The 18,558-nt window shown below is 48.2% G+C and carries 21 protein-coding genes; 14 read left to right on the top strand and 7 right to left on the bottom strand.

Annotated features, from left to right (window positions below; all coding sequences use genetic code 11):
• Nucleotides 1–120 precede the first annotated feature (120 nt).
• The 3 genes from O59_RS04995 to O59_RS04985 form a co-directional block, all read right to left on the bottom strand.
• Complete coding sequence (locus O59_RS04995) at nt 121–546, bottom strand: OsmC family protein (protein WP_007640163.1); 426 nt, start codon at nt 544–546, stop codon at nt 121–123.
• 197 nt (nt 547–743) lie between these two features.
• Complete coding sequence (locus tag O59_RS04990; RefSeq protein ID WP_007640162.1) at nt 744–1,388, bottom strand: NADPH-dependent F420 reductase; 645 nt, start codon at nt 1,386–1,388, stop codon at nt 744–746.
• A 140-nt stretch (nt 1,389–1,528) separates the two neighbouring features.
• The gene (locus tag O59_RS04985; RefSeq protein WP_007640157.1) at nt 1,529–2,389 is read right to left on the bottom strand and encodes a pirin family protein; all 861 of its coding nucleotides are present in this window, start codon (nt 2,387–2,389) and stop codon (nt 1,529–1,531) included.
• Nucleotides 2,390–2,514: 125 nt separating this feature from the next.
• On the opposite strand from O59_RS04985, the gene O59_RS04980 reads away from it, so the two are divergent.
• On the top strand, nt 2,515–3,402 hold the full coding sequence (locus tag O59_RS04980) for a LysR family transcriptional regulator (RefSeq protein ID WP_040391198.1): 888 nt from the start codon (nt 2,515–2,517) through the stop codon (nt 3,400–3,402).
• Here the strand turns inward: O59_RS04980 and O59_RS04975 are convergent.
• Both O59_RS04975 and O59_RS04970 read right to left on the bottom strand, forming a co-directional pair.
• On the bottom strand, nt 3,339–4,274 hold the full coding sequence (locus tag O59_RS04975) for a LysR family transcriptional regulator (protein WP_007640156.1): 936 nt from the start codon (nt 4,272–4,274) through the stop codon (nt 3,339–3,341). The two genes, O59_RS04980 and O59_RS04975, sit on opposite strands and share 64 nt — an antisense overlap.
• 127 nt (nt 4,275–4,401) lie before the next feature.
• Nucleotides 4,402–5,244 (bottom strand): SDR family oxidoreductase, encoded by an 843-nt coding sequence (locus O59_RS04970; RefSeq protein WP_007640155.1) that lies wholly within the window; start codon nt 5,242–5,244, stop codon nt 4,402–4,404.
• Nucleotides 5,245–5,333: 89 nt separating this feature from the next.
• Here O59_RS04970 and O59_RS21320 point away from each other — a divergent pair, with 89 nt between their 5' ends.
• A complete protein-coding gene (locus O59_RS21320; RefSeq protein WP_081489639.1) occupies nt 5,334–5,732 on the top strand; it encodes a helix-turn-helix domain-containing protein in 399 nt (132 codons plus the stop codon).
• Here the strand turns inward: O59_RS21320 and O59_RS04965 are convergent.
• Nucleotides 5,695–6,768, bottom strand: a complete 1,074-nt coding sequence (locus tag O59_RS04965; RefSeq protein ID WP_081489638.1) for a GlxA family transcriptional regulator — start codon at nt 6,766–6,768, stop codon at nt 5,695–5,697. The genes O59_RS21320 and O59_RS04965 overlap by 38 nt on opposite strands.
• A 39-nt stretch (nt 6,769–6,807) precedes the next feature.
• Here O59_RS04965 and O59_RS04960 point away from each other — a divergent pair, with 39 nt between their 5' ends.
• Nucleotides 6,808–7,443: a cysteine hydrolase family protein gene (locus tag O59_RS04960; protein ID WP_007640148.1), complete on the top strand. Its 636-nt coding sequence runs from the start codon at nt 6,808–6,810 to the stop codon at nt 7,441–7,443.
• A gap of 58 nt (nt 7,444–7,501) precedes the next feature.
• Here the strand turns inward: O59_RS04960 and O59_RS04955 are convergent, their stop codons facing one another.
• A complete protein-coding gene (locus tag O59_RS04955; protein WP_081489637.1) occupies nt 7,502–8,419 on the bottom strand; it encodes a LysR family transcriptional regulator in 918 nt (305 codons plus the stop codon).
• 117 nt (nt 8,420–8,536) lie between these two features.
• On the opposite strand from O59_RS04955, the gene O59_RS04950 reads away from it, so the two are divergent.
• The 11 genes from O59_RS04950 to O59_RS04900 all read left to right on the top strand — a co-directional run bounded on the left by O59_RS04950 (nt 8,537) and on the right by O59_RS04900 (nt 18,548).
• Complete coding sequence (locus tag O59_RS04950; protein WP_007640139.1) at nt 8,537–9,421, top strand: MBL fold metallo-hydrolase; 885 nt, start codon at nt 8,537–8,539, stop codon at nt 9,419–9,421.
• A 163-nt stretch (nt 9,422–9,584) separates the two neighbouring features.
• Nucleotides 9,585–10,145 carry a GbsR/MarR family transcriptional regulator gene (locus tag O59_RS04945; RefSeq protein WP_040391534.1) on the top strand — a complete coding sequence of 187 codons (561 nt, stop codon included), beginning with the start codon at nt 9,585–9,587 and terminating at the stop codon, nt 10,143–10,145.
• 18 nt (nt 10,146–10,163) lie between these two features.
• Nucleotides 10,164–11,519 (top strand): cytochrome ubiquinol oxidase subunit I, encoded by a 1,356-nt coding sequence (locus O59_RS04940; protein WP_040391196.1) that lies wholly within the window; start codon nt 10,164–10,166, stop codon nt 11,517–11,519.
• Nucleotides 11,520–11,529: 10 nt separating this feature from the next.
• Nucleotides 11,530–12,549, top strand: a complete 1,020-nt coding sequence (locus tag O59_RS04935; RefSeq protein WP_007640133.1) for a cytochrome d ubiquinol oxidase subunit II — start codon at nt 11,530–11,532, stop codon at nt 12,547–12,549.
• An 89-nt stretch (nt 12,550–12,638) separates the two neighbouring features.
• Nucleotides 12,639–13,709 (top strand): beta-ketoacyl synthase N-terminal-like domain-containing protein, encoded by a 1,071-nt coding sequence (locus O59_RS04930; protein WP_007640131.1) that lies wholly within the window; start codon nt 12,639–12,641, stop codon nt 13,707–13,709.
• Nucleotides 13,706–15,124: a hypothetical protein gene (locus O59_RS21965; protein ID WP_007640129.1), complete on the top strand. Its 1,419-nt coding sequence runs from the start codon at nt 13,706–13,708 to the stop codon at nt 15,122–15,124. Before O59_RS04930 ends, O59_RS21965 begins: the two co-directional genes overlap by 4 nt.
• A gap of 41 nt (nt 15,125–15,165) precedes the next feature.
• Complete coding sequence (locus O59_RS04920) at nt 15,166–15,921, top strand: PoNe immunity protein domain-containing protein (RefSeq protein ID WP_040391194.1); 756 nt, start codon at nt 15,166–15,168, stop codon at nt 15,919–15,921.
• A gap of 30 nt (nt 15,922–15,951) precedes the next feature.
• On the top strand, nt 15,952–16,749 hold the full coding sequence (locus O59_RS04915) for a PoNe immunity protein domain-containing protein (protein WP_007640125.1): 798 nt from the start codon (nt 15,952–15,954) through the stop codon (nt 16,747–16,749).
• Between the two features lie 60 nt (nt 16,750–16,809).
• Entirely contained in the window at nt 16,810–17,604 is a 795-nt protein-coding gene (locus O59_RS04910; protein WP_007640123.1) for a polymorphic toxin type 15 domain-containing protein, read from the top strand.
• Nucleotides 17,601–17,864, top strand: a complete 264-nt coding sequence (locus tag O59_RS04905) for a polymorphic toxin type 15 domain-containing protein (RefSeq protein WP_081489636.1) — start codon at nt 17,601–17,603, stop codon at nt 17,862–17,864. Before O59_RS04910 ends, O59_RS04905 begins: the two co-directional genes overlap by 4 nt.
• 9 nt (nt 17,865–17,873) lie before the next feature.
• The gene (locus O59_RS04900; protein WP_007640122.1) at nt 17,874–18,548 is read left to right on the top strand and encodes a GAD-like domain-containing protein; all 675 of its coding nucleotides are present in this window, start codon (nt 17,874–17,876) and stop codon (nt 18,546–18,548) included.
• Nucleotides 18,549–18,558: the final 10 nt, after the last annotated feature.

The raw sequence follows: 18,558 nt of genomic DNA, 5'->3' as shown, positions 1-18,558 counted from the left end.
CCTATTCAATATCGTCAGTGAACAACTCCAATTCAATTGAAAATAGCACTTTACGAATTCACTATATAAATAAAAATATATCTATTCAGTGCGAAAACAAACATAAGGCCAAAAAATTTTTTAATTTTCCAAATTAACAGTGAGACTAATCTGTGCATTTAATACTTTGGAAACGGGGCAAGCTTCTTTTACTTTGTTGGCGATTTTTTCAAATTCATCCGCCGCTATATCGGCGACTTTTGCCTGTAAATCCAGATGCACTTTTGTAATAGTGAAATCCTTGCCTGACTGCTCCAGGGTGACCTGGGCATTGGTTTGAATTTGTGTAATGACCAATTTCATTTCGGTTAACTGCGCGGCCAATGCCATGCTGAAACAGGCTGCATGCGCGGCACCAATTAACTCTTCTGGATTAGTGCCCGGGCCGTCCTCAAAGCGAGTATTAAAACCATACTGCGTGTTAGATAAGACTTCACTCTGGGTAGATATATAACCCTTTCCTTCTTTTAAGGTGCCAGTCCAGACTGCTGTCGCTGTACGTATCATAAGAATTCTCCGCTGGGTAACGCGCCCATCCAAAAATGGATGTGGGGCGGCTGGTGCCACAGCGGCACCAGTAATACGCTAACCATCTCAGCCGGAGCCCTCGGTGTCTGTTCGCTAGCGAACCTTAGCCTGCGCTGGAAAATTCCGAAGCTGAAAGGGAAAATAAAATCCAGCGCGAGACAAACACCTTAGTGAAATTAAACTTTAATAAAATTAATCGCCGAGAGAGAACCAAACGGCAAGCCCGCTAACTGCCCGCCCACTGCCAGTGAACCTAAATCGACCGGGAAAAAGCCGGTATTTTCGATCAGTGTGCGCACTTCTGTTTTTGCTGCTGCGTCATCACCGGAATAAAACAATACGCGCTGACCGCCCGATAATTCAGGCTCGACTAGTGCTGCTACATCCAGATGATTAAACGCCTTCACCACACGAGCACCCGGCACAAAAGTACTGAATACTTCACTCGATTGTTTATCGCCAAGGTCAATCGCTTTGATGCCATAGGCCGCAAGTGGATTGGTTGGGTCTTGGGTTTCCGGTGAGCCTGGCTCTAAAAACGCCACAGCGTTGGTGCCATCAACAACAATGCGATTATTCCAGGCAGGTAAATGGCCCAGCGCTGTACCCAAATCCTCAAAACGCACAGCAACAATAACGATGTCTGCACTGGCCGCTTCTGCCACAGTGCCCGCTTTAATGCTTAGACCAACTTCGCTGATCAGTGAAGCTAAAGATTCTGGGCCACGACGAGTCGCAATAGTGGCCGATATACCTTTTTTAGCAAATGCGCGTGCCAAGTTTGAACCCAATGCACCTGAACCAATAATTCCAATACTCATGTTGTAACTCCGTCCCATACAAGGATAAAAAATTAAAAGATAAAAAAACAATTAAGCGAAAAAGGGGCGATAAATTTCCCGGTCAGCGGCGCCCCAAAAGCCGATGTACTGGGTGTTCAAAAAATTGTGGTGAACGATGCTTAAATGCGATCCATCAAACGCAGCTGATTGCCAATGCGATTAATTTCCTGCTCGCCTTGCTGTAGCGCTTGTTTGGAGGTGTGCACCGAGTAGTAACCCAATACCAATTCGTGCGGGTGTTTAATCGCGGCACCGAAAACAAAAGCGCTATCACCCTTGGCGCGGATGGTGATTACGTTGGTGGACTCAGCAAATACCACCATCTCACCTTTGCGCACCGTTTCGGGTGTGTTTAACTCCCCGCGAAATACCGAGAGCCAGGCAACGTTTTGATTAGCTTGGGGTTCGTAACGCCACACCTCGCCATCTTTTAATTGCACTAAAAAGTAATTGATACCGGGCGCTGAACGAATCGGGCTTTGTGCGTGTTGATATTGGCCTAACAGAACTTTGACCGAACCGACGACAGGTACTTCTTCTGCTGTGATGTATTGGCTTTGCGCTGGTGCGTTTTCTTCGGCAGCGGGCAGCGCCAACCAAAGTTGATAAAATTCCAGCGGCTCTTTACCGGCGGCATAACCATCGTGCCAAACGCCGTTGCCCGCTTTCATCCACTCCAGACCACCGGCGTTAACGATTCCGCTTTTACCGGTTGTATCTTCGTAACCAAAACCGCCGGTGATGGGCAATGACAGAGTTGCCAAGCCTGAGTGTGGGTGCATGCCAATGGGCGCTTTTGAGGGCGGCATAACACCGTAATCCAGAAATACAAAGGGTTTAACAAGTTGACCTAAATCTGACGGGCTCATGAGGCGGGTAATCACCCCGTGAGTTCTACCGGTGGTGCGTGCAACAATGCTGCGGAAACTCACTGTCTTCTGATCTTGTACGTTAGGCTTGATGTTCAGGGCGATATTCATAAATCTCTCCAGCTTCCAGTTTGGTTGTCCTTGTGCTCTCACCAAGGAATGAACACAGCTTATGGCTAGAAGATCAAACTGAAAATCCTATATTATTGGATGATAAGTATCGGGAAATTAGATATATGCTGGATAACGTCACACTGGACCAAATGCGTACCTTTATTGCGGCAGCAGAGGAAGGCAGCTTTTCGGCGGCGGGGCGCAAGCTCAAGCGGGCGCAATCGGTGGTGAGTCAGACCCTCGCCAATTTGGAGTCACAGCTGGGTGTGGTGCTGTTCGATCGAAGTGAGCGCTACCCCAAACTGACCGAAACCGGCGCGTCCTTATTGGTTGATGCGCGCGCGGTTGTGCAGAATATGGATGCCTTTAAAGCGCGGGCGCAATCGCTGTACGAAGGCTTGGAACCCGAGCTATCGGTGGCGGTGGATGTGATGTATCCCATGAATAAACTGACCCAAGCGGCCGGTTATTGTCAGGATAATTTTGTGCATACACCGCTGCGGCTGTATGTGGAGGTGTTAGGCGGCGTTGCGCAGTTAGTACTTGATGGCAGTTGTCGGCTGGGCATTATTGGCTCTTTGCCGATTGTGCCGGAATCATTGGTCGCGGAACCATTGGGGCGAATTCAGTTTGTGACTGTCGTCAGTCCCGCACACGAACTAGCTTCCATACAAGGTTTAATTAGCGATACGGAACTCGCACGCCATGTACAGTTGATCCTCACTGACCGCACGGCATTGTCGAGCGGGCAAAACTATGGGGTGATGTCACCCTTGATGTGGCGTTTATCTGACCTGGGTTCAAAACGCGCCTTTTTAAAAGCGGGCTTTGGCTGGGGGCATATGCCCTTGCATATGGTAGAAAAAGATATTGCCGCCGGGGAATTGGTGAGCATTCAACTGCACAGTATCCCAGCCGCTGAAATGTTTATGGGCATGCAATTGGTTTATCGCGCGGATGATCCACCCGGCCCTGCAGGCAGAGCGTTTATATCCCAGCTTTTGAGTTGATCGATAAACGCACGGCCTGCAGGGCCGGGCGGCAAATCCTTGCGGTAGACAATGCGCATAGTTAAGGCTGCGCTCTGCCGCTCACTGCCCGCAATCAGAATTTTTACCAACTGGCCGGTGGCGATATCGGCTTCTACCAGATGTAAAGGCATATGCCCCCAACCAAAACCCGCCTTTAGAAATTCATGCTTCGCGCCAAGATCTGCCAGTTTCCAGGTCAGGGGCGACAATACACCGAAACTTTTCCCGTCCGATAACGCCGTGCGGTCGGTGAGAATTAATTGCACCTGTTGCGCCAGTTCCGCGCTGGTTAAGGGGCGTTGAATAGCGGCCAACGGATGCGTTGCGGAAACCACCGTCACCATGGGTAAATCGCATAATGGCTCGGACATCAGCTCATCAGGCACCGATGGCAAAGTGCCGATAATGCCGATTCTACAAACCCGATCCAACACTGGCTGAATGACACCGCCAAGCGTTTCTACATATACACGCAATGGCGTATCCGGAAATACATCGCGACAAAACCCCACCGCGCGAGCAAGTCCATCCATTGGAAACATCACATCCACCGCAACAGAAATTTCCGCCTCCACCCCTTCACGCAATGAAGACGCCCGCGCTTTAAATCCATCCATATTATCGGCCACGACATAGGCATCACGCAGCAGCGCACGCCCCTGCGCGGTGAGCTGCGGGTAACGCCCCGCCCGATCGAATAAGCTCACACCCAATTGCAATTCCAGATTGGCCAGCGACTGACTCACCACCGACTGCGCGCGATCTATCTTGCGCCCTGCCGCCGAAAAACTGCCCGTCTCGGCAGCGGCAATAAAGGTTCGAAGTTGATCGAGGGTAACGGCATCTAACATAAGTATCGGCTCGGGTGATGGGGTTCAATCGGAGAATATAGGCTACCAAGATAACCAACGACTATCTCTAATTGCCACTAATTGAGCTACGTCTGCCAATAAAAACCCGCTCAATTATCTACTCGTCTCACACTCCAATATCAACCAACCACTGTTCAACTGTGCGTGGATTAATGCCCAATAGCTGCTGCGCACTTGTTGTTACATCGATCGCAGAATCCGTGGTTAGCGCTTTCGCTTCATAACCTGCCACAACGTCGGCCGCTACCGCCTCGCCAAACAATACCGCCAAGCGCGCTCCAAATTCTTTTGGGGTCAAACTCACGTAGCTGACGTCTCGCCCAAAATGATTGGCGAATGCTTTCGCAAGTTCATCACCGGTGACCGCCGGTAACTGACCAATCTCAACGACTCCAGTGATCGCATGGTTCGTCAAAAGGGCGGCTGCGATATCAGCAACATCCAGATGCGAACACCAGGAAACCGGGTAATCTGCCTGAAGTGGATAAGGGAGTATCCCCTCGGTTTTCACTGCCTCAATCACTATCGGTAACAGCAGGTTTTCGAGATATAAGCGTGGCGCAATTATCGCGGTAGAGACGCCTGTTGCTTCAACTCTACGAATCAACTCGGCTAGCGCGCTCTTATCCTCTGAATCACCCAATGCCCACCCGCTAGTAGAAATTACCACCCGCTTAGGGCGCGCGAGCCCAACTGCCTCTGCGATATTGTGTGCGTATTGCAGGCGCAGGCTTTCAGGCCCTAATGGCAGATGGATAAAAACACCTTCTGCACCTAAATAAGCTGCAACCAAGGATTGAACCGACATGAGATCAACCGCTACAGCTGAACCCGTACCGAGATTTTGTGGATTTCTAATGGCAGCCGCTACCGGTTTACCTTCAGCCGCTAATTTTCTAAACAAGGGTGATCCTTGTGCGCCGGTTGCGCCGTGAACTACATATGTCATAAATACTCCTCAATAGTTAATTAAACAGAGTATTAATGGTGCTATGCTAAGATTGGTTACGTCAAATGCACTATTAGAGAATTTTTGCCATGAATGAAAATAAAGTTCCCTGCTGTGGAGTTGCCAGGTTTTTAGTCCTTCTTGATGGGCCATGGGCGACCTTAATCGTGCGGCAATTGCTCCTTGGCCCCCAGCGCTTCACGCAATTACGGGATGCACTACCGGGTATAAGCGCGCACACCCTGACTCACCGGCTGAAACGATTTGAGGCACACGGATTGGTCACTCGCACAGCCTATGCAGAAACACCGCCGCGAGTTGTTTACGAACTAACCCCGTTAGGAGAAGGCTTACGCGATGTGCTGGAGTCAATGAAAACCTGGGGCGACGCAGTGCCGAATGAAACAATTATGGGGAATGTAAAATACAACGAGGCGAGCTTGGCCGATCTTAGCGTTCCGCTGCCGGTGTTGAAGTCTCCTGCTTGAACAATCGCCTATAAACCGACGGCGAGGTACGAAAAGCGCTTTTAAAATGCTTGCGGAGCGACAGAGCCGTGCCGAAACCGGTTGTCTGCGCAATGGACTCAATTGATAGGTCACCACTTTCAAGTATTCGCTGTGCATAGGACAAGCGCTGGTTTAACAGCCATTGTTTGAACGAGGTGCCGGTAAGCTGGCGAAAATGCCGCGTAAAATTGCGGCGGCTCATGGCCGCTCGCTCCGCTAACGAATCGACGCTATGCGGTTCATCCAGATGATGCCCCACCCACTCCAGAATCTGTGACAAGCGATTGTCACTGCCGGAGATGGGCAATGGCCGCTCGATAAATTGTGCTTGTCCACCATCCCTATGAGGTGCAATCAGCAGCCTTCTGGCAACTTTGTTGGCGGCCTCAGCACCCACAATGTGGCGCAAAATATGAAGGCAGCAATCAAGCCCTGCCGCCACACCACCCGAGGTAATGATATTGCCTTCATCCACATACAAGACTTCCGGATTGACATGAATATCGGGATAGCGGCTGGCCAGTTCGCCAGTCGCCAGCCAATGTGTTGTCGCCCCTTTCCCATTCAGCAGCCCCGCCTCAGCAAGCGGAAATGCACCCAAGCATAAGCCCACTATTTGCGCGCCGCGTGCATGTGCTGAACACAAAGCATCAAGCAACGCAGTAGGCGCACTGCGATAGTCGTCATACCAGCTGGGCATGATGACTATGTCCGCGTGAGCCACTGTCGATAAATTATGTTCTGTGGAAATCGTAAACCCACTGGAGGTACTCAAAAGGCCTTCATTCTCCGCACAAACTGTGACCTTGAACTTAACCTCGGCAGTGCTGCCAAGATCCGCCTCAAACACAATGCTCGGTACCGATAAATGGAATGGCGTTATATCGTCAAAGGCGATGACCGCCACATTGATGAGTCGTAAATGGGGAGATTCTTTTTTCATGGCCTGATTGTATCGAATAATGTCTTTCAGGCCACTATTTTCTACTCCACAAGCTGGCGACAATGAACACATCAAAACAGCCTTACGATCAAACAATCCCAGGAGAATACAATGTCTGTAAGCCCTCGCCGCGCCTTAATTGTTATTGATGTGCAAAACGAATACTTCACCGGCAATATGCCGATTGAATACCCGCCCGTCGAAATATCACTGCCCAATATCTTGTTAGCAATTGAAACGGCTCGTGCAAACAAAACGCCCGTTATCCTTGTGCAACATGACGCTCCAGAAGAATCCCCCATATTCGCTAAAGGGTCTCATGGCTGGCAATTGCATTCCGCGATTAAAGAAATTGCGGCAGACCATCACATCAACAAAGTCATGGCCGATGTTTTTGCGGGCACGGATCTCAAACAATGGTTGTCGGCCAACAACATAGATACCTTGGCGATCACCGGTTATATGACGCACAACTGCAATGCATCGACTATTTATCACGCGGCCCATGAAGGCTACAAAGTGGAGTATTTATCAGATGCCACCGGCGCCTTGCCCTATGAAAATGCCGGCGGAAAAGCGAGTGCAGAAGAAATACATCGGGTTTTTAGCACCGTGTTCCACTCCAATTTTGCCGCTGTCGCAACGACACAGGAGTGGATAGGTGCGGTGAACAATAATGCTGCGCTGGAGCCAGACAACGTCTATGTTTCGAACCTAAGAGCCAGATCAGTTAAAGAAAATTTATAGCTGAATAAACTTGGCACATGAAGCACATGCACGGCTGATTTCAAGGATGAACGCAGCATCAACCATACTTACGCGGGACGTGTAACGAAGCAAGATAATTTCCAATAGCCTCAATCGCCGCACTCACCTTGGGTGGCTGAAGTGTACGCTTCAAAGTTACAGCGTAAATGCCCGCGCCGGGCAGCGCCCAATCGGGCAACAGCAAAACCAGCTCGCCGCTGGCTAGCTCGCGCTGCACCATATAGCTCGGCAAGCGGGCGAGGCCAAAACCCTGCACGGCAAAATCGCGCAGCATCGCCACATTGTCGGTCATGGCGCCGGGAGTGAGCACAATACGCGCGCTTTCACCTGTGGCACTTTTGAAGGTGAGCGTGGTCGGTTCCGCAAAGCGATTAAAGCCAATAATGCGATGTTCGCGCAGACTTTCGGGCGAATCAGGCACACCAAAACGACGCAAATAATCCGGCGATGCCACCAACATTTCGTGCAAGTCAGCCAGCTTGCGCGCCACTAACGATGAATCGCGCAGCCAGCCGGAGCGGATGGACAGGTCGATGGCTTGCGTCGTCATATCCACGATGCGGTCATCCACCACAATATCCAGCAGCAATTTAGGGTGCTGGCGGGCGAGTGGCGCCAGCGCTGGTAATAGAATTTTTTGTGCCGTATCGGAAGCCGCAGAAATACGCAACCGCCCGGCAATTTCGCCCACACCACCGGCCACCATTTCCTCGGCAGTCTCCGCCGCTGCAAGCATCTCCACGCATTTCTCATGGTACAGCTGTCCCGCCTCGGTGAGCGACAGGCTGCGCGTGGTGCGGTTTAGCAGGCGCACACCCAGCTCTTCTTCAAGCTGGCTGACGGCGGAACTCAGCACTGAGGTTGCCAAATCCAACGCGCGCGATGCGGAGGAAAAGGAACCGTGGCGCACCACCATCGCAAATAGCGCCATCCGCCTTAATCGATCAAGTTGCATAGTATTGTTCTGTTTAAGCGAAAGATGATTTAGATCATAGCCTATTTTTCACGCGACCTGATCAGCCTAAAGTCCACCTCCAGGACAAACCTACCAACCCAATTTTTAGAGGCTACTATGAAAATTTCATCAACATTAATTAAGGCAGGTGCATTCTTTGCCATGGTGACTGGCGCCGCACAGGCACTCAGTGCAACATTGGAAACCACCCTCTTTAATCCTCAGGAAAAAAGCATGTTCCCGGTGAGTTCGGTATTAATTACCGGCCCCAAGGAAGCCATTTTGGTTGACGCCCAGTTCCAGCGGAATGATGCGCAGTCGGTTGTTGAGCTGATCAAAAAATCCGGTAAAACATTAACGACTATTTATATCAGCCATGGTGACCCTGATTATTATTTTGGCCTGGATGTCATCACCGCCGCCTACCCCAATGCCAAGGTAGTTTCCACGGCAAATACCCAAGCCTATATCAAAGCATCCATGGAGCCGAAAAAGGCTTATTGGGGGCCGATCCTCAAAGAAAATGCACCGCAAACACTGGTTGTACCGGAGGTGCTGCAAGGCGACACATTGATGATTGATGGTGAAAAAGTACAAATAGTCGGTATTGATGGCCACGATCCCAAACATACTTTTGTGTGGATTCCCTCCAGCAAAACCATGTTGGGTGGTGTAGTGGTATTTAACAACATGCATGTTTTTTTAGCGGATACCCAAACGCCCGAGTCGCGTCAGAAGTGGTACAAAACGCTCGATACAATTGAAAAATTACAACCGGAAACCGTCATTGCAGGCCACATGCTGGGCGACAAACCAATGACTCTTGATGCCGTTAACTTTACCCGCAACTACATTAAGGACTTTGAGGCCGCCGCCAAATCCTCAATCAATTCCGCTGAATTGATTGCCAAGATGAAAACCAGCTACCCCACTATTGGTGGCGACAGCATTTTGGGTTTAAGTGCAAAAGTCATCATGGGCGAAATGAAGTGGGGGCAATAGCCGCCGCCTAAAGAATCCACATTGCCCTAGCTCCTCGATTACACAAGCTTCGCAATTACACCAGTTCCGCAAACGCACAATGAAGTGCTTTTCATCTTGACCCAAATCAATGATTCCTGTAATTTCAGTAATTACTGAAATTACAGGAATCTCGCAAATGTCTATTACCCTCACCCCGATGATCCAATCCTGCATCCTCCATTTTGGTGAAATGGGGAGCCGCTGGGGGATCAACCGCACAGTCGGGCAGATGTATGCCCTGTTAGTCTTGAGCAAAGAACCCCTATGCGCCGACGATATGACCGAGGCACTGGGTATTTCCCGCTCCAATGTCAGCATGGGTTTAAAAGAATTAATGTCGTGGGAGCTGGTGAAACTGCAGCATCGCCCCGGTGAGCGCAAAGAATTTTATTCCGCGCCGGGCGATGTCTGGGACATCGCCAAGACCTTGATCGAACAGCGTCGCAAGCGTGAGATTGATCCGACACTCTCAACCCTGCGCAATTTGCTGATCGAAAAACCCGCCAATGCCGACGAAGAATACGCACAACAGCGTATGCGTGAAATGCACGAGTTGATCGAAATGATCACGCTCTGGACGCAGGAAATTCAACGGCTCGATTCCGCCAACCTCGGCAAGCTGCTCAAGCTTGGTAGCAGTATTGGCAAAGTGCTCGATATGAAAGACCGTTTATTGGGTGGCAAAAAAGAATCCACGAAATAATTGACCGAGGTACCCGTCATGCTCGAAACGCTTATGCTCTCCCGCATTCAATTCGCGGCAAATATTTCCTTTCACATCTTATTTCCCACCATCACCATCGCGCTGTGTTGGTTTTTGTTTTATTTCAAAGTGCGCTACAACTTCAGTGGCGACGAAGTATGGATGCGCGCCTATCGCTTTTGGGTAAAAGTATTTGCCCTGAGTTTTGCACTGGGTGTAGTGAGCGGCATTACCATGAGTTTTCAATTCGGCACTAATTGGCCGGGTTATATGGAAACCGTGGGCAATATTGCAGGCCCGCTGCTCGGCTACGAAGTACTGACCGCATTTTTTCTGGAGGCCACTTTCCTCGGCATTATGTTGTTTGGTATTGATCGCGTCTCCAACCGCATTCATACCCTTGCCACATTTTTAGTCGCCTTTGGCACCAGCATGTCAGCGTTTTGGATTATCGCCCTGAACTCCTGGATGCAAACGCCGGTCGGTTTTGAAATGCGTGATGGCAAAGCCTTTCCACTGGATTGGTGGGAAATTATTTTTAATCCATCCATGCCCTACCGTTTATCGCACATGCTGATCGCATCAGGTTTAACCGCTGCATTTTTAATTGCGGGTATTTCTGCTTATCGCATTTTAAAAGGCGATCACAAACCCGCACCGCGCCTTGCCTTAAAAACGGCCACTATTGCGGCAGCGCTATTAATTCCTATGCAAATTTTTCTGGGTGATTTACACGGACTAAATACACTGGAACATCAACCGGCAAAAATTGCGGCGATGGAAGCAGTATGGCATACCGAAAAGGGCGCGCCTTTGGTGCTATTTGCGATTCCCGATAAGGAAACCCAATCCAACAAATACGCGCTTGAAATTCCCAACATGGCGAGCTTGATTCTCACCCACAAAATGGACGGCGAATTAAAAGGTTTAAATGAATTTCCTGATGCACACCCACCGGTTGCACCGCTGTTTTATGGCTTTCGCATGATGGTGGGCATAGGTGTACTCATGCTGCTCGTTTCCTGGTGGGGCTGTTATTGTTATTGGCGCAAGCAGGAAATTCCGCCGCTCTTACTGAAAGTATTTGTCGGCATGACTTTCTCCGGTTGGTTGGCCACGCTGGCAGGCTGGTACGTCACAGAAATTGGTCGCCAACCCTGGTTAGTGACCGGTGTATTAAAAACAGCCGACGCGGTCACCAGCACACCCGCCACGAATGTCGGCACCTCGCTGGCCATTTATTTAACGCTTTACGTAGTACTGCTGTTTGCTTATATCCGCACATTATTTGTGATGGCGAGAAAATCGGTGTTGGTGGATCGTCCGCAAGAAATTGAAACGCTGCAAGAAAAACTCGTCGAAGAAAATCTGTGAGGAAAATAGTATGACCGATATCAGCACCTTGTCCGGCGAAGCATTTTGGTTGCCCGTTATTTTTATTGGCTTGATGGGGCTCGCATTATTTATTTATGCGATTCTTGATGGCTACGATTTAGGCGTCGGGATTTTATTGCCAAACGATTCCGAAGAACAGCGCGATACCATGATCGCAAGTATCGGCCCGTTTTGGGACGCCAACGAAACCTGGCTGGTATTAGGTATAGGTCTTTTATTAATTGCCTTCCCCAGCGCGCACAGCACGATTTTGTTGAATTTATATTTGCCCGTCACCGTAATGCTTGCCGGGTTGATATTGCGCGGAGTGGCATTCGACTTTCGCGCCAAAGCGCCGGAAGACCATAAACGTTTGTGGGATCGGGTTTTTCAAGCAGGCTCATTACTCGCCACTCTGGCGCAGGGTTATATGCTCGGCCTTTTTGTCATGGGTTTTGAAGACACCATCGCCGCGCATTTATTTGCCGCACTCAGTGCAATTTGCGTAACAGCGGGTTACACCTTTATCGGCGCGGCGTGGCTGGTAATGAAAACCGAAGGTGATTTACAAAAACGCGCCGCCTGGTGGGCACGCCGCTGCGCATGGTTGATGGCACTCGGCATTATCGCGGTATCCATCGTTAATCCATTAGTGAGCAATACCATTTTTGATAAATGGTTTGGCACACCGCTGGTAATTGTATTGTGGGTAATTCCGGTATTTTGTTTTCTTTTATTTTTTATTGCCGACCGCTATTTACGCCGCGCACCCTACGCGAATGATGTCGGCTGCTGGATTCCTTTTGTCGCCGCCGCGATGATTTTCCTGTTAAGTTTTATCGGCTTGGCCTACAGTTTTTATCCTTACGTTGTACCCAACCAAATGGACATCTGGCAAGCCGCCAGCGCCCCCGAGTCACTCATGTTTATTTTGTTCGGCGTGATAATTGTGTTGCCCACCATCCTCGGCTACACCTTCTTTGCCTATCGCGTATTCCATGGCAAGGCGACGCAGTTGAAATATTATTGATGGCGATCACAAAAAGTTTGCACCAGTAGGTTTTTTTACGCGAAAGGAATCGCTAGCATCCACCGCGACCTAACAGGGAGATTAGTCGCGTGCACACCACCTATATTGCCAAGACCCACCTTATTACCGCTGCTGGCCCCAACTCTCTCAGTAATTTTTACGCTTATCGCGCAGGCATCAACACTTATAAGTCGGCGAATTACCACACCGCAGATCATCACCAAATTACGCTGTCCCTCATTCCAGACGGCGCACTGTTGCCCTTGGCCGAAGATCTGGAAGACACAGACCTAAGCTTTCGCGACGAACGCCTGTTACAAATGGCCAGCACTGGCGCGCTCGATATACTTGCCGGACACCAGGGCGCCCCCATTCCACTAATTATGGCCGGGCCGGAAAACTACCCCGGTGTGGACAATCAATTACCCAACCAATTTCTCTCCCTGCTGCGCACGCAGGCGGAACTGCCTATCCTTTACAGCGCCAGTCGCATCCTCTGCACCGGGCGCACCGGCATGCTGGAAGCCATCCGACTGGCGCAACACTACCTACAGGGCGGGCACTTCGAGCAAATCCTGATTGGCGGCGTCGATAGCTGCCAACACAGCAATTGGTTGCACGCATTGGAACGCGATGGGCGCCTCAAATCCGAAAGCCCTCACGGCAGAGCCGACACCTTTGTGCCCGGCGAAGGCATTGCCTTTTTATTGCTAACCAACAACCCCGCGCTGGCCATGACCGACAAGGGTTATCGCATCACCCTGAGCCAACCCGGTTTTGGCGAAGAACCGGGACATATTTACAGTGAACTGCCCTCTCAAGGCAAAGGCCTGGACACAGCAGTAAAAGCCGCCCTGTCGCAGCTACCGGAACATCTCTCCATCAGCACAGTGTTCAGCAGTATGAACGGCGAGCACTATTGGGCAAAAGAATTCGGCGTCGCCATGACCCGCTCAAGCCACAGACTCATCAATTTCAAACACGAACACCCCGCCGATTGTTACGGCGATTTGGGGGCAGCCACCGGCGGCGCACTGATCACACTCGCCGCCTTAAACTGCCTTAAACCCTCAACACCTACCACCGCCCTTGTGTGCACCGCCTCCGATAGCGCCTATCGCGCTGCTATCTGTGTAATTCCAGAAAGGACCTCAGCATGACTCAACTAGGCGAAGGCATAGCCGTCACCAGTATCACCGACCCGGACAGACCACACTGGGTTCAAGTGGAATACAAATACGCCAACGGCAAGCCGGTAAAAGGCAGCTTTCTTGCAACCGACAGTGAAGGCATGACCTGGGCCGGCAAACTCAACGACCAAGGCCAAGCCTGCCTCAGCAATTTGCCACCGGGTTCCGTTGAATTTGAATTGGCGTCAGACGATCTGGAGGACGAACTCAAACAAACCCGCACCAATATCAAAACCGTGTTGGATTCGATAGTTGCGGAACAAAAAGCCGAAGCCGCCAAACACGAAAAAGAACTCGCACAACAAAATGCACTGCAACAAGCGGGTAGCCATTACTGGGCCTACACCAAAGGTTTTTGGAATGGCGCGGTTGGCCTTGTCACCTTCGCTAAAGATGTAGTGGTCAAAACCGCCGAAGTCGCGCAATACTTGAGTCCACTGGAACGGCTCAACAATTTGCTACACGCAGGCTACAAAAGTTATTACGACGGCACACTTACCTCTGCGCAATGGAAACAAAGCCTTGCCAAAAACCTGCAAGACGAAGAGATAAAAGACATCGCCCGCATTCTGGGTATAGATGCCAAACATTTATCCTCTGAAGGGCTACAACGCCTTAAAGAACTCTTTGCCGAAGCCTACGAAATCACCGCCTTCATCGCCGACGACAAAGAATCGCTCGACATGCTCACCCAATTTGGTAAAGATTACGCCGGTGCGCAATCCAGCATCGAATGGGCAGAATTCGCCGGTGGCGGCGTATTTGAAATCGTCCTCACCGCACTGCTCCTCATGTTCACCGGCGGCATAGGCAACGTCGCCCAAGGCGCCAGCAAAATCCGCCACGCCGGAAAACTAAAAAGCCTTGGCTCGATATTTAGAAATTTAGGGAAATTATTGAAGCGCAAAAAATTGCGCAAGAAAATATCAGGCAGTGTTGATAAAAAACACACTGTAAATACCGATCTACCACCAGGCAAAAAAACTTCTTCACCAAAAACTGCTCATCAAAAAGCGGCCTTCGGCGAAAAAACTGCACACGAAAAAATGGTAAGCGATGGCTATCAACCTTTAGGCAATACAAATGGAACTTATAAGCCAGGTGAAACAGGTATTGATGGTGTATACAAACATCCAAATCCACCACCAGACTATGTAATTACCGAAGCCAAATACAATACTGCAAAATTAGGCAAATTAAAGGATGGTACCAAGCAGTTAGACGACAAATGGGTTACAGGGGGAAAGCGTTTAGAAAAGGCTGGTTTATCACCATCGGAGCAAAAGGCTATCGCTCAGGGATTAAAGCGTGGAGATGGTACAGTAGAAAAACTTCTTGTAAGGGTTAAACCAGATGGCACTACTGTAATTAAAAAAATCCCATAACCAACATCATTTAAACAAAGCAATTCAACAGGAGAGCCTTAATGCTGCGAGATAAAATGAGAAACGAAGAGTATTTCAATGAGGCGATTAAATTTACTGACGAGTATATCAGTGAAGAAATTGAATACATCAATACGACAAATCCACTTAAACCACTTGCCGCGATGAAAACAAGTGCAGGATTATGTCAAATAACATTGGACAGATTAGAATTTTGTTATTCCCGTGGTGACAAAATAGAAAAGTCAAAAAATTATCTTATCGATCTATTGAAATATAGAGAGATGCAACTTCATTATGCAGATCTGCTGCCAAAAGAAGAAGAGAAGCACAGGGTTGAATGGGAGAGATTAGGATTTTCAACTTATAAAGAAACATTTACTTGGCTAGCTTTTGCAGTAAGCGCAGGAGCCAGCCAGGAGTATTTGAAAAAACTTTTTTACTTGGTTGATAACACTGGACTCGATATTCTTTTTGATCGAATTGCAGTAAAGCTCGGCGATACAGATCGCCCTATTGGCACCAAAGTACTTTATGCAAAACCTTACCAGTTACTGCTGGATGCCCTTGAGGCAAAAAAAGAACAACAACCTATGCTAATGAACAAATTTATGGATGCCTGGTACCCCGCGTGCGTTAAAAATGGATTCTATGATACTCACAACATCACCAATAACTTTGGCTATGCAGGTTACTGGTGCTTTGAAGCTGCGCTAGTAACATTAGTATTCAATCTAGACGATAGCGGCTACCGAAACCATAAATATTATCCCGCTGCATTAGTGCATGGTGATTAATCAAATTTAATCGTTTACGAGCGACAAGAAATGCCACGAGACACACGAAAAAGTGCAGACTACTTTAAGAATCTTTTACCGCAATACGTCGAGGGAATAGAAAATTTAACCCTTGCGCTGGAAGACGGCTCTATGCCTCTTCCCGACGAACAAACCAAAGTAGCGAACGACTTGTTTGAGTTGCAATTAATGTACTCCATCGCCAGCTATTCAAGTGGCGAAACGCTTGATGCACTAAAACCAAAAGTGGGAAAAATTCTCGAATCAAGAAAAATATTTCTCGTAAAGGCCAGCACGCTACCACAAAGGCAACAAATTTATCGCCAACAATTTGAACAAATTACCGGTGACGATGAAATTAATGGAATACACCCGATTAGCCGTTACATTAATAGCCTGTGGTGGCTATCCCTTGCTGTAGCCACAAAGCAATCAAAAGAACACTGTATGGAAATCCTCGCCTGCATAGGCAACAGAGGTGAAGATGCACTTCTGGACAAAATTGCGATTACACTAGGGGATGAAAACACAGCACAAGCAAGCTCCTTATGTTTTCCACACCTGTATCGACCATTGCTAAAGGTTTTTGAAGAAGCACCTGGCAAACGGATAGAATTATTGAAAACCTTTCTGGATAATTGGTATTCAAGCTGTTGGCAGTCAGCGTGGTACAACAATCACAGCAAGGAAAATGAAGAAGAGGGAAACTGGGATTTCTATTTCGGCTACTGGAGCCTGGAAGCTGTGCTGATAGTGAATCTATTAAATATTGACGATTCCGACATTAAAAAACATTGGCACTATCCAGCGGATCTATCGTTCTCATAATAATTATCAAACTTTCCAAAAAAAGCACACACTTTACTCATCTGTAAAAAATACCCACTAGTGGGTATTTTTCATTTATATCAACAATTAGATTCCATCGCCCAGACTCTGGTTATAGACGCCAAACACCTATCCTCGGAAGGAGTGCAGCGCCTCAAAGAACTCTTTGCCGAAGCCTACGAAATCACCGCCTTCATCGCCGACGACAAAGAATCGCTCGACATGCTCACCCAATTTGGTAAAGATTACGCCGGAGCGCAATCCAGCATCGAATGGGCAGAATTCGCCGGTGGCGGCGTATTTGAAATCGTCCTCACCGCACTACTCCTCATGTTCACCGGCGGCATAGGCAACGTCGCCCAAGGCGCCAGCAAAATCCGCCACGCCGGAAAACTAAAAAGCCTTGGCTCGATATTCAGAAATTTAGGGAAATTATTGAAGCGCAAAAAATTGCGCAGAAAAGTTCGTGTTAATGTTGATACGAAAAAACCGGTTAAGACGGAGTTGCCAGAGGATAAAAAACCTTCCGCTAAACCAATTAAGAAAATGGATGAGCACAAACCAAAATGCTTTAAGCCTGGCGATGCACTCAAAGAAAAGTTTAAAGATGACCCCCAAGGGATGGAAAAAGAATTTTATCGCCAGCTAAAAGCTCAGGAAGAGGGAATCAATAAAATGAGCGTTGGCACATATTTGCAAAACCGCCAAACGCTACAACAACTTACGGAGCAACATGGACATTCAAAAGCACGCGCAATCCTTACTAATGGGGGTAAAGCACAGCAAGATGCTAGAGATGATCTTGCTGCAAAAATGAAGGAGTCAATAAAAGAGTCTCTAAGAAAAAAAATATAAGAGGTAAAGAGGCAGAAGTGATTGCTAATAATCAAGTCAAGAAACAAATGGATCAGTTAGCTGCGTTACACGATCCTGACCTTGTAGCAGGGGGAAATGATACAATTTCTGGAATGGGGAATAAAAATGTAAATTCATCTCTTGGATCGCAATGGGCTAAGGATGGTCGCGTAGATGGAATGGATAATGCTGCCAAAAACGCAATGAGTACTTCTGGCCCCGACACAAAAATGAACGTTAAATTAGAACGATGCAAGTAGGAGATTTCTATGGCATTCGTACTTGATGAAGATTTTTCTTGGTTTCTGGAACAATTCGGAAAACCCCAGTTAGCCGAAGATGTGACTGAAAACTTAATTGATACTTACAAAGGGTTACTACCAAATAGACTGTTTGAATACTGGAGGAAGTTCGGCTTTTGTAGCTTCAAAGATGGCCTTATTTGGATCGTTAATCCTAACGACTACAAATCATTAGTTAATACTTGGCTAAAAGGGACTGGAATTTTGGAAACGGATAATTTTCATGTTTTTGCTCGTTCAGGCTTTGGGGTGCTTTATCTGTGGGGTGAAAAAACGGGTAGAAGCTGGAGCATTGATCCTTTGAATGGCAGAATATTTAATAATGGAAGTTACCAAAAAGAAATATTGGCAGGTAATGCAGACGATGTAATTCAAAGCTTTTTTGGCATCATAAGTCCTGACACGATAGATACCAAAGACTCGAACACTCGAAATTTTATTTTTGAGGATGCGGTTAGTAAATTTGATCCTTTAAAAAGCAACGAAATGTTCACTTTTGAGCCTGCGCCCTTCATCGGCGGCGAAAGATCATTACGAACTATTAATAAAGTTAATATTTTTATTCAATCTGAAATATTGGCAAGTATGGGGCAACGAGAAATAACAGATATGAAAGGTTTAGCTAAAAAAACACTAGGATAGTAGCGCTTAA

The organism is Cellvibrio sp. BR, from assembly GCF_000263355.1.
GTDB lineage: Bacteria > Pseudomonadota > Gammaproteobacteria > Pseudomonadales > Cellvibrionaceae > Cellvibrio.
This window is presented reverse-complemented; position numbering and strand designations above follow the sequence as displayed.